Origin of the sequence: Desulfonatronum sp. SC1 (assembly GCF_003046795.1) — a bacterium.
Classification (GTDB): domain Bacteria; phylum Desulfobacterota; class Desulfovibrionia; order Desulfovibrionales; family Desulfonatronaceae; genus Desulfonatronum.
The window spans coordinates 1-16,203 of sequence record NZ_PZKN01000053.1 but is presented as its reverse complement, the minus strand read 5'-3'; the positions used below and the strand labels follow the sequence as shown (position 1 = coordinate 16,203).

The following is a 16,203-nucleotide window of genomic DNA, read 5'->3' as shown; positions in this document are numbered from 1 at the left end:
TATAAAATTAAACGTTTTTTTGACAAAAAAGCAGAGATATCAGTAGGGTCTTACGCAAAGGGCCAGGTTAACATGCAGAAATTATTGCGGAAAAGGCTGGATTTGGCGCGATGCGGTTAAAGTCCTGTTAATCGTCCAGAAGCAGCAGCATCACTCCAGGCAGGTTGGCCTGCCGTTCTTCATAGTTCGCTGTCACGGTCTTGTTGGCATTCATTATTACTGTACAAGTCCTGTTGGCGGCGTTCGTTGTATTGCAGCCAGTCCAGGACGTGAAATTCGCATTCCCGCTGGTTGTTGGCGCGGTCAGGGCGATCTGCGTACTGTTGGGGATGTTTGATTTGTTGTAGTTGGTCGTGCCACCGTAGCTGGATGGGTTGCCTGTGATGGGGACGGATGATGCGCCGATGGAGTTCACTATGAGGGTATGACCAGAAGGGCCAGTCTGCCCTCCGCGCACAAGCCAAGCGAGATTGTATTCGCTTCGTGAAGAGTTCCCGTGGGGTTGACCAAAAATGAAAACTACCACTTTCGATTTTAAAGAATTGTCGGCACTGGGCGACGAAGTCCAGTAAGACTGAGATAAACTATTTGGAAAGAATGTCTCATTTATACTCGGGTAAGCGCGGCACTCATCGACTAAACTACGCAGTTCTTTAACATTAGGGAGTCGCCAGTCTCTGTGATTAGCAAATACATGTGACTCAGCATGTGCCAGCGCACCAATCCAAGTAAAGGTATTGTACGACCCCGAGCATGTTCTACCTGTCCACGTCTGCCCTTCTGGGCATGTTTTCCACATCAGTCCGGTTCTAATATCAGTTACCGTGTTCCCATTATTGCTGACGGTATAAATTGAATCTGGGTTGCTTGGTGGGATGTTGTTCATGCAATGGCCAGCCTGGGTAGAAGCTTCAACTGGATGTCCACCGCGTGCAAGTAGGACTCTCTCAGCACTACCTCGTAGGCCATACATATATGAAGAACCTACTTTAAAATATAAGACCCACGCGTACCTATTATTGTCAGCATTTGGAGAAGAAGACCAGTAATACATTATTGAAGTGTTAGGGAAATAAGTAGTATCAATTGTTGGAGAAAAAGTTTCAAGATGAGTAATGGATTCCAGTTCTTTGATCGATGGCACACGCCAGTCTGTATACCCACATAAGCTAGCCGCATTGACTCTGTCTTTATAGTTTTCTGTATTACACCTCAATCCTTCTAGGGTGTTATTGCATCCATCAAGACCTTGGGATCCTAGGTTGCCATCGGGGCTGTTGGAGAAAAACCAAGTGTAGCGGTGGTCCTTGTGTCTCGCATGGGTAGGATTGTTCACTTTCACTTCCCACATGATCCCGGTGACATTGTCCCGAGTGCAGGCCCAATCGCCGGGCCCGCTACCAAGCTGGGCCGTTGCCGGGAGAGCATGGCCGCTGTTGGATATTTTCGTAAAGTCGAATCCAGCCTCGCCAGCTCCTACCTTGGTCAGGGTGCCAGTCCTGGCCGCAGCATCGCGGCCATAATGCGCGTCCTGGCCCTGAGGTTCATGGCCGGTGCAGGGATTGTTGTTGCTGCTGAAAGCCCCTCCACAAAACTGAATGCCAGTGTCGTTAAGAGGATGCCAGGCGTGGGATGAGATTGGTGTGAAGCAAAAGAGCAAGGCCGCTACCGAGACAATACTCAAGCGAATGTAGGCGGGCATCAACGATCCTCCAATTGGGTTACAAAAACGCCCGCCCCAGCCAGTCAGGCCGACACGGGCATTGCTCAACAACTGTCAAACAAACAACCAGTTCAGGGGATTCCTGGACAAGGGCTGGAACCTGCCTGATGGTTTATTGTGGGAGGAACGGTGCAGGTTACCCGGCTCTCGCAGATTCAATGTTGATTGAAATGTGTTGCGGACTATTCCTACCCAATCATAAATTGATGCTCCTTAGGCGATTGCCGGGGCTAGGTCAATTCTGTTCTCGCAAACCGGTTGTAAGCACCCCCAGCCCCTTCAAATCCCCGCCCAGATACGCCCGTTCGTTTTCGCCGAGCATGCCCAGGGAGAGGCAGATCAGGGTCCAGAGGTGGACGGTGTGCCAGTCGTGGCCGAAGTGATCGGCCAGGTCGTGGATTTGGGAGTGGCAGTTGTGGCAGGGGGCGATGCAGTAGGTGGCCCCGGTGGCCAGGATCTGATCCCGCTTGCGCAGTCCGTAGGCCCTGCGGGCTTCGGGAAAGCCGGCCTGGAGGGCTCCGCCTCCGCCTCCGCAACAATAGTTGTTGGACTTGCTGGGATACATTTCCACGAAGTTTTCGGGGCCGACCACGCTTTTGACCACGAAGCGCAGGTCGTTGGCGATATCGTCGCCCAGGGACTTGCGGACCAACTGACACGGGTCCTGCACGGTGAACTTGATGCCCAGGTCGCGGTTCCAGTCGCTGGTCACGGGTAGCTTGCCCTCCCGGATCCAGCGGGCGTACCAGGTGATGATGCTCTCCAGGCGAAAGTTCGGGGTGATGCTGAATTTTTGCAGCCCGACCCGGACTGCGTAGAATTCGTGGCCTCACTCCGTGTTCAGCCAGACCTTGGCCCCCAGCTCCTCCACGGCCTTGACCTTCTCCCGGACGATGCGCTCCCAGGCCGCGTCGTCCGCCGCGAACATGCAGTAGTTCTCCGCGGCCCAGCCCAAAGAACCGTACGTCCAGTCCGCGCCGACATGGTCCAGGATTTTCCAGAGCGGGACCATTTCATCCGGCTCGGTCATGGGTTCCCGGGAATTCTGGTTCAGGAAGAAGAAGGAATCCGGCTTGTTCATGGGGGCCCGCAGCCGCTCAAAGCCCTTTTGGGCCGCATGCACCTCTTCCAGAACATCGCCGACCACGAATTCAAAATCCTCCGGGCTGGCGCCCATGGCCGAGCCGGTTTTGGTGCGCAGGGACTGGTCGCAGGAGGCGACAACGCCTTTGGGGCGCGTGTCCCTGGGCCAGCAGGTCCGGGCGTGGTAGATCAGGCTGGGGATGTCGATGTTCATCGGGCAGACGTGCTGGCAGCGCTTGCACATCGTGCACATCCAGACCCAGGGGGTTTGGAGCAGTTCCGCGTCCAAGCCCAGGGCGGCCATGCGGACGAATTTGCGGGGATCCATGTCCGCCAGGCCGGACGCGGGGCACCCGGAGGAGCACAGGCCGCAGGCCAGGCACATGGTGTAGTTGGCGTCACGGGGCAGGAGCTCATGGGCCCGGCGTCGAAAGACGGAGGCGGTGATGTCGGTGGAGAGCGTGGAGGAGGGTTCCGGGTTCATGGTTTACCGTTCACGGTTGAAGAATGGCGTTGTATTTCGACGGAAAAACGTCGCTCTGCAGGTTGTTCAGCCCCCAAGCTTAGCCCAGGCCTTTTCCTGAGGCAATGGTTGTGCATATTCTCCGGCTCGGATAGATACGGCTCATTTCATCATCTTAACATCATGATAACCAGAGCCATGCAACAGATGCAAACGGATGTACTGATCATCGGCGCGGGGGCCGTGGGCACGGGGATTGCCCGTGATTTGGCCTTGCGGGGAGTTTCCTCCGTGGTCGTCGAACGCGGGGACATCAATTCCGGGGCCTCCGGGGGCAATCACGGGTTGCTGCACAGCGGGGGGCGGTACGTGGCCGGGGACGTTCATTCCGCCAGGGAGTGCCGGGAGGAGAACGAACTCCTGAAGCGTCTGGCCCCCCAATGCATCGAGGAATGTGGGGGGCTCTACGTGGCCGTGGCCGGGGACGACGAGCGGTATATCGCGGATTTTCCGGGATGGTGCGAGGCCGCGGGGATTCAGACGCAAAGCGTCGCACCGGCCGATGCCCGGAGCATGGAGCCCGCTCTGAGCGAGAATCTGATCGCCGCCTACACCCTGCCCGACGCCTCCCTGGACCCGTTCCGCCTTTCCCTGGAGAACCTGGCCCATGCCAAGGCCCTGGCCGGAAGCATCCTGCTGACCCGGACCGCGGTTGACGGCTTTGAGCTGGATCGCGGCCGGATTGCCCGGGTTCACTTGAAGGATATGGTCCGGGGAGAAACCCGGACCGTCGAAGTCTCCCAGGTGATCAACGCCGCCGGGGCCTGGGCCGGGCGCGTTGCCGGACTTGTGAACTCCAGGGTCGGAGCGTCGATTCCCCTGCTGTGCTCCCAGGGAACCCTGCTGGTGACGCACGATCGGTTGTCCGAGCGGGTCATTCATCGTCTCAGAACTCCAGGGGACGGCGATATTCTCGTTCCCGGGGGCACGGTTTCCATCCTGGGAACCACCAGCGTGACCATCCCGGACCCCGATCTGGCCAGGCCCTCTGTTCGGGAGGTGGACGTCAACCTGACCAACGGCGCGGAAATGGCCCCGATTTTAGCCTCGACCAGGTATGTTCGGGCTTACTGCGGCGTTCGCCCGCTCCTCGCGGACGACGGTTCTTCCGAGGCGGACCGGGATGGGCGGTCCGCAAGCCGGGGCTTCCTGCTTTTTGATCATGAAAACGTCGGATTGGGCAATTTCTGTTCCGTGGTCGGGGGCAAGCTGACCACCTATCGGTTGATGGCTGAGAAGACCGTTGACCTGGTCTGCGGCCGCCTGGGCAACAACGCCGCCTGCCGGACCAGGGACGAGCCGTTGCCGGTCATGGACGCCTGCTCTTGGACGGAACCGGGGCGCTCGGCCAAGGTCTGGGTCATGGGGCACGCCTCGGACGACGAAATTCTTTGCGAGTGCGAGTTGGTCTCGGCCAGCGCCGTGGACGGCCTACTGCAAGACTGCCGCGACATTTTTCCCGATCCTGACCTCCAGCTCCTGGGCAAGCGCAGTCGGATCGGCAAGGGAGCCTGTCAGGGTGCGTTCTGCGGTTTGCGCGTGGCCTCGCACCTCTACGACACCGGGGCGCTGTCCTCGCGGCGAGGGCTGGGGGCCATGCGCGGTTTTTTTCAGGAACGCTTCAAAGGCCAGCGTCCGATTCTCTGGGGGGCGCAAATGGTTCAATCGGAACTCGCCGAAGCCCTGCACTGCGGTTTGCTGGGCCTGGAATTTCCGGCTCCAGAGTCCCCGGAGGTCGAATTGTCACATGAATGACATGATGCAATGCGATCTGGCCATTATTGGAACGGGCATCGCGGGCATGGCCGCCGCTGTTTTCGCCGCCAATCGGGGATTATCCGTGGTCCAGGCCGGGAGTACCGGAGCTCTGGCCTATACCAGCGGCGTCTTTGACCTTCTCGGGGCCCTGCCTTCGGAGACGGAAGGCGGACGGCCCACGGTGGTTCGCAAGCCCTTTGCCGCGATGGCGGACCTGTTCCGGATCGAGCCGGGACATCCCTATGCAGGGGTGCCTGCCGAGGAGATTCTGGCGGCTTTCGCGGAAGTGTCGGCATTTCTGGCGGACATCGGACTGCCCTACAAAACAGGCGGGGACGATAACTATCGCCTGCCGTCTCCCGCCGGCACGGTCAAGCACTCCTGGTGCGTTCCGGAGACAGCCCTGGCCGGGTGCCTGGCCCTGGAGCGAAAGCAACCTGCTTTGATCGTCGCCCTGCATGGCTTGAAGGGTTTTTCGTCCAGGCAGATCGCCGCGAACCTCGCCGAAGTCTGGCCGGGTCTCCAGCCCGTGTCCGTCGCCATGCCCGGCCATACGGGGGGCGAATTGTATCCGGAGCAGGCGGCCCGGATGCTGGAGACCGCTTCGGCGCGAAAAGCCCTGGCCGAAGTGGTGGCCCCGCACGTCCACGGCGTGGAGGCCGTCGGGTTTCCGGCTGTGCTGGGCATGCACCGCCCCGGGGATGTGACCCGTGACCTGGCCGAGCGTCTCGGTGTGCCGGTGTTCGAAATCCCGACCATGCCCCCGGGAGTGCCTGGAATCCGGCTGAAGGAAGCCTTTGAGAGCGCCTTGCCGGAGCGCGGGGTGGCCCTGTTTTGCCAGCAAAAAATGTCCGGCATCGTGCCGGGACCGGATGATCCGTTTGTCCTGCGGATCACCGGGCAGCCCGTGGAGCGTGAGGTGCGCGCCGCCAAAGTGTTGCTCTGCTCGGGTCGGTTTCTGGGAGGCGGGCTGGCGGCCCGCCGGGATCGCGGTATCGTGGAGACCGTCTTCGACCTTGCGGTCCGGCAGCCCGAGAGCCGTTCCGGTTGGCATCGACAGGACTATTTTGATCCACGCGGCCACCCGGTGCACAGGACGGGCTTGGCCGTTGACCAGCAGTTTCGTCCCTTGGCCGAGGACGGGCGTCCGGTCCACCCAGGCTTGCACGCGGCAGGGTCGATCCTGGCGCATCAGGACTGGATTCGGATGAAGTGCGGTGCCGGAGTGGCCATTGCCACGGCCTACAAGGCCGTGGAGGCCGTCCGCCAGGGACTTGGAAACATTTGATGACCTGAAACGAAAATCCGATTAGAGGGACTTGGTCCAACGAAATCGGCGCGAGACATCGTCGAGGAGGGCTTTGGCCTTCCCTGGTGGGATTATCGCCGATTTTCGGTTTCACCCTTTTGACTTGATCGGTGTTCATGACGTGCAATTGACAGCAACCCCACAACAAGGAGTGAGCATGATGAGAAAGGTGTTTGTCTTTTTGGCGATGATCCTGATTCTGGCCCTGGCCCATCCCGGATTTGCCCAGGTCTGCGAGCATCGCGGCAATCTGGACGAGCGGTTTTGCGACAACGACAGGGACTTGGTCGCTGACTTGCTGCCCGCGGGACAGTGCAAGGATCCCTCTACGCTGGTCTTCACCTATACCCCGGTGGAAGACCCGGCTGTGTACCAGGACGTGTTCTCGGATTTCATGAGCTACCTGGAGAAGGCCACCGGCAAAAAGGTCATCTACTACACCGTGCACTCCAACGCGGCCCAGGTTGAAGCCATGCGTTCCGGTCGGCTGCACGTGGCCGGCTTCTCCACCGGCCCGACGGTCTTTGCCGTGAATCTGGCCGGGTACGTGCCCATCGCGGTCAAGGGCGGTCCGGAAGGGTTTCAGGGCTACAACCTGATCGTGCTGGTCAAGAAGGACAGCCCGATCCAGACCATGGAAGACCTCAAGGGCAAGACCGTGGCCCATACCTCGGCCTCCTCCAATTCCGGCAACCTGGCCCCGCGGGTGCTGTTCCCGGAACTGGGCGTCACTCCGGATGAAGACTACAAGGTCGTCTACTCGGGCAAGCACGACCAGTCCGTCCTGGGCGTGGCCCACGGCGACTACGAGGCCGCTCCGGTGGCTTCCGACGTGTATGAGCGGATGCTCCGCGCCGGTAGGGTGAAGGAAGGCGAGTTGCGGACCATCTACACCAGCGAGAAGTTCCCCACCTCCTCCTTCGGTTATGCCAGCGAACTCTGTCCGGAACTGGTCCAGAAGATCGTCGGCGCTTTCCACACCTATCGCTACACCGACAAGATGAAGGAAGCCTTTGACGGCGCGGACCGCTTCTATCCCGTGACCTACAAGGTGGACTGGGGCATCATCCGGACCATCAACGAGGCTCTGGGCGAGACGCTGCAGTAATTTCAGACCCATCAACGCTCATCGCCGGATGGAACGGGCAAAAACGTCGCCCGCTCCATCCGGCGCAAATCCGCGCAGGGGATATCGTGACGGAGCATTCCACGAAAGGAAGCGGGGGCAAGGCCCCAGCTTCCTTGATTGTTTCCAACCTGGTCAAGGCATACGTTCCGGGCAAGCCGGTCCTGAACGACGTTTCGTTCTCGGTCGGCGGGCAAACCACGGTGGCCATCATCGGGCCGTCCGGCACCGGGAAGTCCACGCTCTTGCGGTGCATCAACCGCCTGATCGATCCCACCGGAGGGACCATCAGCGTGGCCGGCCTTGAGCTGTCCAGGCTGTCCGGCAGGGCCCTGCGCGAGGCGCGCCGCCATATCGGAATGGTTTTTCAGGAGTTCAACCTGGTGGAGCGGTTGACGGTGATCGAAAACGTCCTCTGCGGCCGGCTGGGCTTCGTGCCGGTCTGGAGGGCCTTTCTGCGCAAGTTCGAGCAATCCGACATCGACCGGGCCTTTGAACTCATCGACAAGGTCGGATTGACGGACTTCGCCACCACTCGGGCCGACGCCCTCTCCGGAGGCCAACGCCAACGGGTGGGCATTGCCCGGGCCGTGATGCAGAACCCGGCCTTGCTCATGGCCGACGAACCCACGTCGTCGCTGGACCCGAAGACCTCCGTGGAGATAATGGAGCTGCTCAACGACTTCTCCTCGTCCCAGGGCATTCCGGTATTGATCAACATCCATGACGTGAATCTGGCCAAACGCTTCGCGGACCGGGTCATCGGCATGTCCCAGGGGGCGATTATTTTCGACGGGCCGCCCAAGGAGCTGAGCGACACCCATCTGAAGCAAATTTATGGCGGCGAGGGCTGGCTGACATGAGCGCGACCGCCTCGCGAAGACCCTTCAAGGCCAACTGGGGCGCGCGCATCGGCTGGGTCCTGCTGGCCCTGTACTGCGTTTACGCAACCTTGTCCCTGGATTTCACCTGGTCCCGCTTCGTGACTGGATTAGACAACGGGGCGAGGTTTCTGGGGGCCATGTTTCCGCCGGAGTTCACACGGTGGCGCATGCTGGTGGACAATCTGATCGAGACCGTGGAGATCGCGGTGATCGCCTCGGCTTTCGGCGTGGCCTTTTCCCTGCCCATCGGCTTGATCGCGGCCCGGAATCTGATGCCAACCTGGGCTACCTGGCCGGCTCGGACCCTGATCGCCATCTGCCGCTCCTTCCATCCGGTGATTTTCGCCATTCTGTTCGTCAAGGCCGTGGGCTTCGGGCCTTTGGCGGGCATCATCACTCTGGTCTTCGCCTCCATCGGCTTCATCGGCAAGCTCTTCGCCGAGGCCATCGAGGAGATCTCCCTGAAACCCGTGGAAGCCTGTCGGGCCGCGGGTGCGCCCTTCATGAGCGTGATCTTCATGGCCGTTCTGCCCCAGGTGCTGAACCGGTTCATCGGGTTCGCCACCTACCAGTTCGACGCGAACCTGCGCAATTCGACCATGGTCGGGATCGTGGGCGCGGGCGGCATCGGCGGGACCCTGTTCGCGGCGTTCCAGCGCTTTGACTACGATTTCCTGGCGGCCATTCTGCTTTCCATCATCGCCCTGGTCATGCTCGGTGAGTATCTGGCCTCCATCGTCAAGGCGGTGTTCAATGACTAGCCGCAAATGGCAACGCTTCACCCCCTTGCAGCGCCTAGCCCGGTTCAGCGTCTTTCTGGCCGCCGGGATCGCCTTGGCCGTATCCCTGCGCACGGTGCACGTCGTGCCCGAGTTTCTGTACGACGCCCCAAGCCAAATGGGGGACATGTTTTCCCGGATGTGGCCGCCGGCTACGGGGTATTACTGGACCGGCGTACACAGCGCCCTGGTGGAGACTATGCACATCGCCGGGATGGGCACCATTCTGGCCCTGTTCCTGGCCCTGCCCGTGGCGCTGATGGCCGCCAGAAACATCACTCCGGTCCCGGCCCTGAACTGGCTGGCCAAGCTGATCCTGGTCTCCTCCCGTTCCGTGAACACCCTGGTCTGGGCCATTTTGTTCGTGGCGGTCTTCGGCCCCGGGGCCCTGGCCGGGACCATTGCCATTGGTTTCCGGTCCATCGGCTTTTGCGGGAAACTGCTGGGCGAGGCCCTGGAAGAGTGCAACCCCGGTCCCATCGAGGCGCTCAAGGCCGCGGGCGCGCCTTGGACGAGCATCATCCTCAAGGGCTACTGGCCCCAGGTGGCCCCGGCTTTCTGGGGCATCAGCCTGTTTCGCTGGGACATCAACGTCCGCGAATCCGCGGTCATCGGCCTGGTGGGCGCGGGCGGCATCGGCATGGCCCTGGACACGGCCATCAACCTGTTCCGTTGGAACCAGGTGGCCTTGATCCTCTTGTGCATTTTCGCCATCGTGATTGTCGCGGAAATCGTGGTGACCAAGATTCGCCAACGCATTATTTAAGCCATGCGCCCCCTGCATCACATGCCCCGCGACACGGCCTGGGCCGTCCAGGTCGTGCTTACGGACATCGACGACACGTTGACCGACGATGGACGTCTGGGCGCCGCCGCTTATGCCGCTCTTGAGCGGCTCCAGGCCGCGGGGCTGATCGTCGTGCCCATCACGGGGCGGCCCGCGGGCTGGTGCGATCAGATCGCCAGGATGTGGCCCGTGGACGCGGTGGTGGGGGAAAACGGGGCCTTTTATTTCCGGTATGACCGGGAAAAGAGGGTCATGATTCGACGGTTTTTCAAGAGCGAGCCTGAGCGGGCCGAAGATCGCGGGCGTCTGGCCGAGTTGCGGGACGTGATCTTGGCCCAGGTTCCCGGGGCCGGACTGTCCGCGGACCAGGCCTACCGGGAAGCGGACCTGGCCATTGATTTTCGGGAGGACGTCCCCGCCTTGCCGCCGGAAGACGTGCGCCGGATCAAGTTCCTCTTCGAGCAGGCCGGGGCCCAGGCCAAGATCAGCTCCATCCACGTCAACGGCTGGTTCGGGGACTGGGACAAGCTGACCATGACCCGGCTGCTTCTGGCCGAGGCCTTTGACATGGATCTGGACGCCATGGCGTCCAGAATCGTCTTTGCCGGGGACTCGCCCAACGACGCCCCGATGTTCGCCTTCTTCCCCCATGCCGTGGGCGTGGCAAATGTTCTGGATTTTGCCGGAGAACTGGAAGCCGAACCGGCCTGGGTCACGCCGTCCCGAGGCGGCGCCGGATTCGTCGAATTGACCGAGGTTCTGCTTCAAATCCGTCGCGACTGACCCGTTGGTTCCTATGAATCGTATCCCCGCCTTTGTCCAAGAACGGCCAGCTTCAATCGAAGTCGAAATCGAAGTCGGTATCGAAGTCGGTATCGAAATCGGAAGGCAACGTATTCATCCTGGCTTGGAAGGATGCTTGTTCAAAATCGATTTCGATCACGATTTCGATTTCGATATCAGCCCGATCGAAATCGTGTCGTAGTGAAAATCGCGGCCCGCATTTACTTTAACCGCCCACCGACGTAGGATCGACAAGGTCCGTAACCAAACACCATCGGCTCGGAACCCGGCACGGCGGTTTGATCCGAACTTTTTTCCTTTTGGAGGTAGCTCATGGCATTGATTACATTACGGCAGTTGTTGGACCACGCGGCGGAGCACGGCTACGGCGTTCCCGCCTTCAACGTGAACAACCTGGAGCAGGTCCAGGCCATCATGTACGCGGCCAACGAGACCAACAGCCCGGTGATCCTGCAAAGCTCCGCCGGGGCCAGGAAATATGCCGGGTCCGCGTTCATCCGCCATCTGATCCAGGCGGCCCTTGAAGAGTGGCCGCATATTCCGCTGTGCCTGCACCAGGACCACGGTGCTTCTCCGGCGGTCTGCGCTCGGTCCATCCAGTCCGGCTTTTCCTCGGTGATGATGGACGGCTCACTGATGGACGACGGCAAGACCCCGTCCACCTACGAGTACAACGTCCAAGTCACGGCCCGTGTTGTTGAGATGGCCCATGCCTGCGGCGTGTCCGTGGAAGGCGAGCTGGGCGTTTTGGGATCTCTGGAGACCGGGATCGCGGGCAAGGAAGACGGCGTGGGCGCGGAAGGCAAGCTGTCCCGGGAGCAGATGCTCACGGACCCGGAGCAGGCCGCGGACTTCGTGAAGAAGACCGGGGTGGACGCCCTGGCCATTGCCATCGGCACCAGCCACGGGGCCTACAAGTTCACCCGCCCGCCCAGCGGCGAAGTGCTGGCCATCAACCGGATCAAGGAAATCCACGACCGCATTCCGAACACTCACCTGGTGATGCACGGCTCTTCCTCCGTGCCCCAGGATTGGCTGGCCATGGTCAATGAATACGGCGGGGATCTGGGTCAGACCTACGGCGTGCCGGTGGAGGAGATCCAGCAGGGCATCAAGTTCGGGGTACGCAAGGTGAACATCGACACGGATCTGCGTCTGGCCTCCACCGGGGCGATCCGGAGGCACATGGCCCAGAAGCCCAAGGATTTCGACCCGCGCAAGTATCTCGGCGTGGCCCGGGAAGCCATGAAGCAGATCTGCCTGGATCGCCTCCGGGCTTTCGGCACCGAAGGCTACGCCTCCAAGATCAAGCCGGTGTCCATGGAGGTCATGGAAGTACGCTATGCCAAGGGTGAGCTGGCCGCGCTCGTTCGGTAAGGCGAGAGGCTTATGAGCGCATACACGGTGCGCACGGCCTGCCTGGAATGGGACGAAGTCTGCCGGATGCGGACGTCCCGTCGCGGATAGACCTTCTCGTTCCATCCGAGTAGTCTTCAACGCCGCGCAAACGAAGGTTTGCGCGGCGTTCGTCGTTTTTGGGAAATCGCTTCTCCCCGCCAAGCATTCAGGTTCTCAGCATGTTCCAGTTTCTCTCCCGCCACCTCCCAGCCGTCTTGCGGGTCAATCCCCGGCTGGCCCTGTTCGCTCTGGGGGCCACCGCGGCTTCCGGGTTCGGCCAGACGTTTTTCGTCTCGTTTTTTGGCGCGGAAATCCGACAGGCCTTTGACCTGACCCATACGGCCTACGGCAGCCTGTACAGCGGGGCCACCCTGTGCAGCGCCCTGCTGCTCCTGCGGTTCGGCGGCCTGGTGGACACCTGGTCGCTGCCCAGAGTGACGGCTCTGGCCATCGGAATTCTGGCCGGAGGGTGCCTGCTGATCGGGTTTGCTCCGGGCGCTTTGGTGCTGGCCGCGGGGTTCGTCTGCATTCGCTTCGGCGGGCAGGGCATGATTTCGCATATCGGGATGACCACGGCGGCCCGGTACTTCGCGGCCCATCGAGGCCGGGCCGTGGCCCTGGCAGCCATGGGTTTTCCCCTGGCCGAGGCCGTGTTGCCGGCCGGGGCCGCGCTGCTTCTGCTCTGGGTCGGCTGGCGGGCGCCCTGGGTCGTGGGCGCGGCGCTGCTGTGTCTGCTGATTCTGCCGGTGCTGATCCTATTGTCCCGAGGAGCGCCGCCGCCCCAGGCCGTGGCGGCCAAGACCGCGTCGGGAACGAGTTTGGCCACGGACCGCAGCCGGTTCAGCCGCCGGGACGTGCTTCGCGACCCTGGCTACTACCTGATTCTACCCGCCACGCTGCTGACCCCGTTCACGGTCACGGCCCTGTTTTTTCATCAGATGGCCTTTGCCGATGAACTGGGCTGGTCCCTGGAACTGCTGGCCGCCGGGTTTTCCGTCTACGCGGCCTGCCACCTCGGTGCGTTGTTCATCGCCGGGCCGTTGGTGGATCGCCTGGGCGCGGCCCGGGCCCTGCCTCTGGCCCTGATCCCGATCATCACCGGCCTGGTGCTGCTGGCCTCGGTTCCCTCTCCTTTGATCGTCCATGCCTATCTGGGAATGGTCGGGGCCACCCAGGGGCTGGCCGCCACGGCTTCCGGCGCGATCTGGGCGGAGCGCTACGGTGTCCTCCATCTCGGCGCGATCCGTTCCATGAACCAGGCGGTCATGGTCGTGTCCACGGCGGTATCCCCGATCCTGCTGGGATTCTTTCTGGATAAGCATGTCGGGATCACTACCCTGGCGCTGTGGCTGGCCGGGTGCGCGGCCCTGGCCGCGCTGCTGGCCAGGCTGGGGGCCTGGCTGGAAGGGCGAGGGCTGGCCCGGTAGAGGCTTCCGCCCCCCCCAAAAAAAAGCACGGCAGCCCCGGGCTACTCTCCGGGCCGGGCAACGGGGGAACCTATGGCAACGGCCTCGAAATCGCGGTTCCAGGAGCCTTCAAGCCGTGTTGCCGACGTCAACAGAAACTCCGAGAAGGCCTTGGCCAGAGGAGAGAGTTCCTTGGCGCGGGGGGAGACCAGGTGCCATTGGCGTTGCATGGGCAGGCCCTGGACGTCCAGTACGGCCAGCAGCGGCGTATCCCCGGCCAGGCTGATGCAGTGCCGGGAGAGAATGGTCACCCCCAGCCCGCCGGCTACGGCCTGTTTGATGGCCTCGTTGCTCCCCAGCTCCATCTTGATCCATAGACGCAGTCCCGCCTGCTGAAAAAATCGCTCCACGGCCTTGCGCGTACCGGATCCCGCTTCGCGGATGATCATTGGTTCCTGGGCAAAGACCCGCAAGGGGATGTTTTTTTGCCCCGCCAAATGGTGATGGTGCGCCGCCAGAGGTATCTGCGGGTTGCTCAAGAATGCCGTGGCCGTGACGTCCAGCCCTTCCGGCGGTTGTCCCAGAATGTACAGGTCGTCCAGGTTTTCCCGCAATCTGGACAAAAGAACATGCCGATTCAGGACAAGCAGTTCCAGGTCCACTTAGGGGTACCGTTCGGAAAATGCACCAAGAACGCGCGGAGCGAAATATTCGGCCGTGGTCACCACGCAGAGCCTGAACCGGCCCTGCTTCAATCCGGACATGTCGGCCAGGGTCATCTGGGCCCGGTTCAAGGCGTCGAAGATATCCCCGCACAATGTCAAGACCACCTGTCCGGCCTCGGTCAGGGTCAGCTTCTTGCCCACGTGTTCAAAGAGAGGGTGGCCCAGGGTCCTGGACAGCTTGGCCACCTGCATGGATACGGAGGGCTGGGTCAGATAAAGGCTTTCCGCGGCCCGGGAAAAACTCTCCTGCTTGGCCACCGCGGCAAAAATTTGCAATTGGCGCAGGGTGGCATGACGGATCAGGTCGTCCATACGAGGCATAAGCTGTTCTCTATGTTGAAGTTGAATATAATTGATTTGCCTTGATAGCTTCGTGCATCTAGGTTGTCCACAACAGAGACCAAGCACCCTGGCGAATCAACCCTCATCAACAGGCCCGCTCACGGTGCGGTCACGTCCCCTCATTCCAAGCGCGGCTACACGGCGTTCGTTCACTGCAAAATGGCCCGGCTCCAGGGCTCTTCCGGCATCCACACCGGAACCATGGGCTTCGGCAAGATGGAAGGCAGTTCCGGAGACAAGATCATTGCCTACATGCTGGAACGGGATGAAGCCCGGGGGCCCTATTTCAACCAGCCCTGGTGGGGTATGAAGGCCACCACGCCGATGATTTCCGGAGGAATGAACGCTCTGCGCCTGCCCGGCTTTTTCGACAACCTGGGCCATGCCAACTTCTGCCAGACCTCCGGCGGCGGTGCCTTCGGACACCTGGACGGCCCCACGGCCGGGGCCAAATCGTTGCGCCAGACCTACGAGGCCTGGGCCGCGGGCACGGATCTGGTTACCTACGCCAAGGAACATCCGGAACTGGCTCGGGCTTTTGAATCTTTTGCCCACGACTCGGACGCTTTCTACCCGGAATGGCGGAAACAGTTGGGCATGAAAGCATAGAGACTGAGGCGGGAATGTATGCTCCGCTCCTTGCGTCCGGAAGGGTGAACTGGCCAGTCCGGACGCAATGGAGCACACAGCGGGAGGAGGAAGCCATGGCCCTGAAGGCGTTGATCTGGGATGTGGGTGGGACCATGACGGACAATGAGGAGCTGCACCGGGCGGCTTTCAACGAGGCGTTCGCCGATGCCGGACTGGCTTGGCGGTGGACTCGCCGGATGTATGCTGATTTGCTGCGAACAACTGGGGGCAAGGAGCGCATTGCCGCGCATCTTCGAGCAACCCACCCTGCAGACGGGACAAACACGGATCTGGAGTCCATGATCAAGGTGCTCCATGCCCACAAAAAAAACCATTTTCTACAACCGGTTCCTGGCCGAAGGTCGGGCCGGGCCGCGACCTAGCGTCCGGCGGTTGATCCGCGAAGCCCGGGACAGGGGGACGATCCTGGCCATTGCCACGACCACTTCCAGGGTCAATGTCCAGACCCTCCTGGAGCGTTGTTTCCCGGAATCGGAGGGCTCTTGGGCCGTCCTGGTTTGCGGCGAGGATGTCCGGAGGAAGAAGCCGGATCCGGAAGTCTACCTGCTGGCCCTGGGAGACTCTGAAAACGGCATCCGGGCCGCCGTTGCCGCGGGCATCCCCCCCTGGCCGTTCCCAGTTCCTACACGCTGTTGGATGCGTTTGACGGGGCGATTGGCGTGGTTGACCATCTTGGCGAGTCAACGACGCCCTGTACCCGTCTCCAAGGTCCGGAAGGACTAGGGGAGATGGTGACCATGGACGTCCTGGAGCGCTTGATTCCGCAATGATCGCGCTTTTGGCCCGCGTGGGGGAGGAGAATCGCCTGTGGGCGATGCAGGTCCAATGGGAACGGGGCAATGGGAACGGGGCAATGGGAACGGGGCAATGGGAACGGGGCAATGGGAACGGGGCAATGACCGGGG

The 16,203-nt window shown here is 61.3% G+C and carries 16 protein-coding genes; 12 read left to right on the top strand and 4 right to left on the bottom strand.

What is annotated here, in order from left to right; translation table 11 throughout:
- Window positions 1–127: 127 nt before the first annotated feature.
- Together C6366_RS17995 and C6366_RS17990 are read right to left on the bottom strand one after the other, a co-directional pair.
- Window positions 128–1,702: a DUF1566 domain-containing protein gene (locus C6366_RS17995; protein WP_107740503.1), complete on the bottom strand. Its 1,575-nt coding sequence runs from the start codon at window positions 1,700–1,702 to the stop codon at window positions 128–130.
- Window positions 1,703–1,958: 256 nt separating this feature from the next.
- Window positions 1,959–3,254, bottom strand: a complete 1,296-nt coding sequence (locus tag C6366_RS17990) for a (Fe-S)-binding protein (RefSeq protein ID WP_306460438.1) — start codon at window positions 3,252–3,254, stop codon at window positions 1,959–1,961.
- 213 nt (window positions 3,255–3,467) lie between these two features.
- Here C6366_RS17990 and glpA point away from each other — a divergent pair, with 213 nt between their 5' ends.
- The 9 genes from glpA to C6366_RS17940 all read left to right on the top strand — a co-directional run bounded on the left by glpA (window position 3,468) and on the right by C6366_RS17940 (window position 13,601).
- The gene (gene glpA / locus C6366_RS17985) at window positions 3,468–5,084 is read left to right on the top strand and encodes an anaerobic glycerol-3-phosphate dehydrogenase subunit A (RefSeq protein WP_306460437.1); all 1,617 of its coding nucleotides are present in this window, start codon (window positions 3,468–3,470) and stop codon (window positions 5,082–5,084) included.
- Complete coding sequence (gene glpB / locus C6366_RS17980) at window positions 5,077–6,375, top strand: glycerol-3-phosphate dehydrogenase subunit GlpB (RefSeq protein WP_107740498.1); 1,299 nt, start codon at window positions 5,077–5,079, stop codon at window positions 6,373–6,375. The genes glpA and glpB overlap by 8 nt, the downstream gene beginning before the upstream one ends.
- 181 nt (window positions 6,376–6,556) lie before the next feature.
- Window positions 6,557–7,504 carry a phosphate/phosphite/phosphonate ABC transporter substrate-binding protein gene (gene phnD / locus C6366_RS17975; protein ID WP_107740505.1) on the top strand — a complete coding sequence of 316 codons (948 nt, stop codon included), beginning with the start codon at window positions 6,557–6,559 and terminating at the stop codon, window positions 7,502–7,504.
- Window positions 7,505–7,587: 83 nt separating this feature from the next.
- Window positions 7,588–8,385, top strand: coding sequence for a phosphonate ABC transporter ATP-binding protein (phnC, locus tag C6366_RS17970; RefSeq protein WP_107740496.1), 798 nt, complete (start codon window positions 7,588–7,590; stop codon window positions 8,383–8,385).
- A complete protein-coding gene (gene phnE / locus C6366_RS17965; RefSeq protein WP_031386953.1) occupies window positions 8,382–9,167 on the top strand; it encodes a phosphonate ABC transporter, permease protein PhnE in 786 nt (261 codons plus the stop codon). The genes phnC and phnE (C6366_RS17965) overlap by 4 nt, the downstream gene beginning before the upstream one ends.
- Window positions 9,160–9,951, top strand: coding sequence for a phosphonate ABC transporter, permease protein PhnE (gene phnE, locus C6366_RS17960; RefSeq protein WP_031386954.1), 792 nt, complete (start codon window positions 9,160–9,162; stop codon window positions 9,949–9,951). Before phnE (C6366_RS17965) ends, phnE (C6366_RS17960) begins: the two co-directional genes overlap by 8 nt.
- Before the next feature lie 3 nt (window positions 9,952–9,954).
- On the top strand, window positions 9,955–10,755 hold the full coding sequence (locus C6366_RS17955) for an HAD-IIB family hydrolase (protein ID WP_107740492.1): 801 nt from the start codon (window positions 9,955–9,957) through the stop codon (window positions 10,753–10,755).
- Window positions 10,756–11,088: 333 nt separating this feature from the next.
- Entirely contained in the window at window positions 11,089–12,153 is a 1,065-nt protein-coding gene (gene fba, locus C6366_RS17945; protein ID WP_107740488.1) for a class II fructose-bisphosphate aldolase, read from the top strand.
- A gap of 200 nt (window positions 12,154–12,353) precedes the next feature.
- Window positions 12,354–13,601 (top strand): MFS transporter, encoded by a 1,248-nt coding sequence (locus C6366_RS17940; RefSeq protein ID WP_107740486.1) that lies wholly within the window; start codon window positions 12,354–12,356, stop codon window positions 13,599–13,601.
- Window positions 13,602–13,642: 41 nt separating this feature from the next.
- Here C6366_RS17940 and C6366_RS20170 read toward each other — a convergent pair whose 3' ends face one another.
- Both C6366_RS20170 and C6366_RS20165 read right to left on the bottom strand, forming a co-directional pair.
- Window positions 13,643–14,242, bottom strand: coding sequence for a LysR substrate-binding domain-containing protein (locus C6366_RS20170; RefSeq protein ID WP_199221563.1), 600 nt, complete (start codon window positions 14,240–14,242; stop codon window positions 13,643–13,645).
- Window positions 14,243–14,626, bottom strand: a complete 384-nt coding sequence (locus C6366_RS20165; RefSeq protein ID WP_199221562.1) for a LysR family transcriptional regulator — start codon at window positions 14,624–14,626, stop codon at window positions 14,243–14,245. It abuts the gene before it with no gap.
- Window positions 14,627–14,689: 63 nt separating this feature from the next.
- Here C6366_RS20165 and C6366_RS17930 point away from each other — a divergent pair, with 63 nt between their 5' ends.
- From C6366_RS17930 to C6366_RS17920, 3 genes are all read left to right on the top strand, one after another.
- A complete protein-coding gene (locus C6366_RS17930; protein ID WP_107740484.1) occupies window positions 14,690–15,256 on the top strand; it encodes a RuBisCO large subunit C-terminal-like domain-containing protein in 567 nt (188 codons plus the stop codon).
- Between the two features lie 95 nt (window positions 15,257–15,351).
- Window positions 15,352–15,660 (top strand): hypothetical protein, encoded by a 309-nt coding sequence (locus tag C6366_RS17925; protein WP_146164917.1) that lies wholly within the window; start codon window positions 15,352–15,354, stop codon window positions 15,658–15,660.
- Window positions 15,593–16,021, top strand: a complete 429-nt coding sequence (locus C6366_RS17920) for an HAD hydrolase-like protein (RefSeq protein ID WP_107740480.1) — start codon at window positions 15,593–15,595, stop codon at window positions 16,019–16,021. The genes C6366_RS17925 and C6366_RS17920 overlap by 68 nt, the downstream gene beginning before the upstream one ends.
- The last annotated feature ends 182 nt before the right edge of the window (window positions 16,022–16,203 follow it).

Bases quoted from the DNA above. Each gene is read 5' to 3' on its own strand.
- C6366_RS17995 (WP_107740503.1), bottom strand. From the start codon at position 1,702: ATGCCCGCCTACATTCGCTTGAGTATTGTCTCGGTAGCGGCCTTGCTC.
- glpA (WP_306460437.1), top strand. From the start codon at position 3,468: ATGCAACAGATGCAAACGGATGTACTGATCATCGGCGCGGGGGCCGTG.
- glpB (WP_107740498.1), top strand. From the start codon at position 5,077: ATGAATGACATGATGCAATGCGATCTGGCCATTATTGGAACGGGCATC.
- phnD (WP_107740505.1), top strand. From the start codon at position 6,557: ATGAGAAAGGTGTTTGTCTTTTTGGCGATGATCCTGATTCTGGCCCTG.
- phnE (WP_031386953.1), top strand. From the start codon at position 8,382: ATGAGCGCGACCGCCTCGCGAAGACCCTTCAAGGCCAACTGGGGCGCG.
- phnE (WP_031386954.1), top strand. From the start codon at position 9,160: ATGACTAGCCGCAAATGGCAACGCTTCACCCCCTTGCAGCGCCTAGCC.
- C6366_RS17955 (WP_107740492.1), top strand. From the start codon at position 9,955: ATGCGCCCCCTGCATCACATGCCCCGCGACACGGCCTGGGCCGTCCAG.
- fba (WP_107740488.1), top strand. From the start codon at position 11,089: ATGGCATTGATTACATTACGGCAGTTGTTGGACCACGCGGCGGAGCAC.
- C6366_RS17940 (WP_107740486.1), top strand. From the start codon at position 12,354: ATGTTCCAGTTTCTCTCCCGCCACCTCCCAGCCGTCTTGCGGGTCAAT.
- C6366_RS20165 (WP_199221562.1), bottom strand. From the start codon at position 14,626: ATGCCTCGTATGGACGACCTGATCCGTCATGCCACCCTGCGCCAATTG.
- C6366_RS17925 (WP_146164917.1), top strand. From the start codon at position 15,352: ATGGCCCTGAAGGCGTTGATCTGGGATGTGGGTGGGACCATGACGGAC.
- C6366_RS17920 (WP_107740480.1), top strand. From the start codon at position 15,593: ATGCCCACAAAAAAAACCATTTTCTACAACCGGTTCCTGGCCGAAGGT.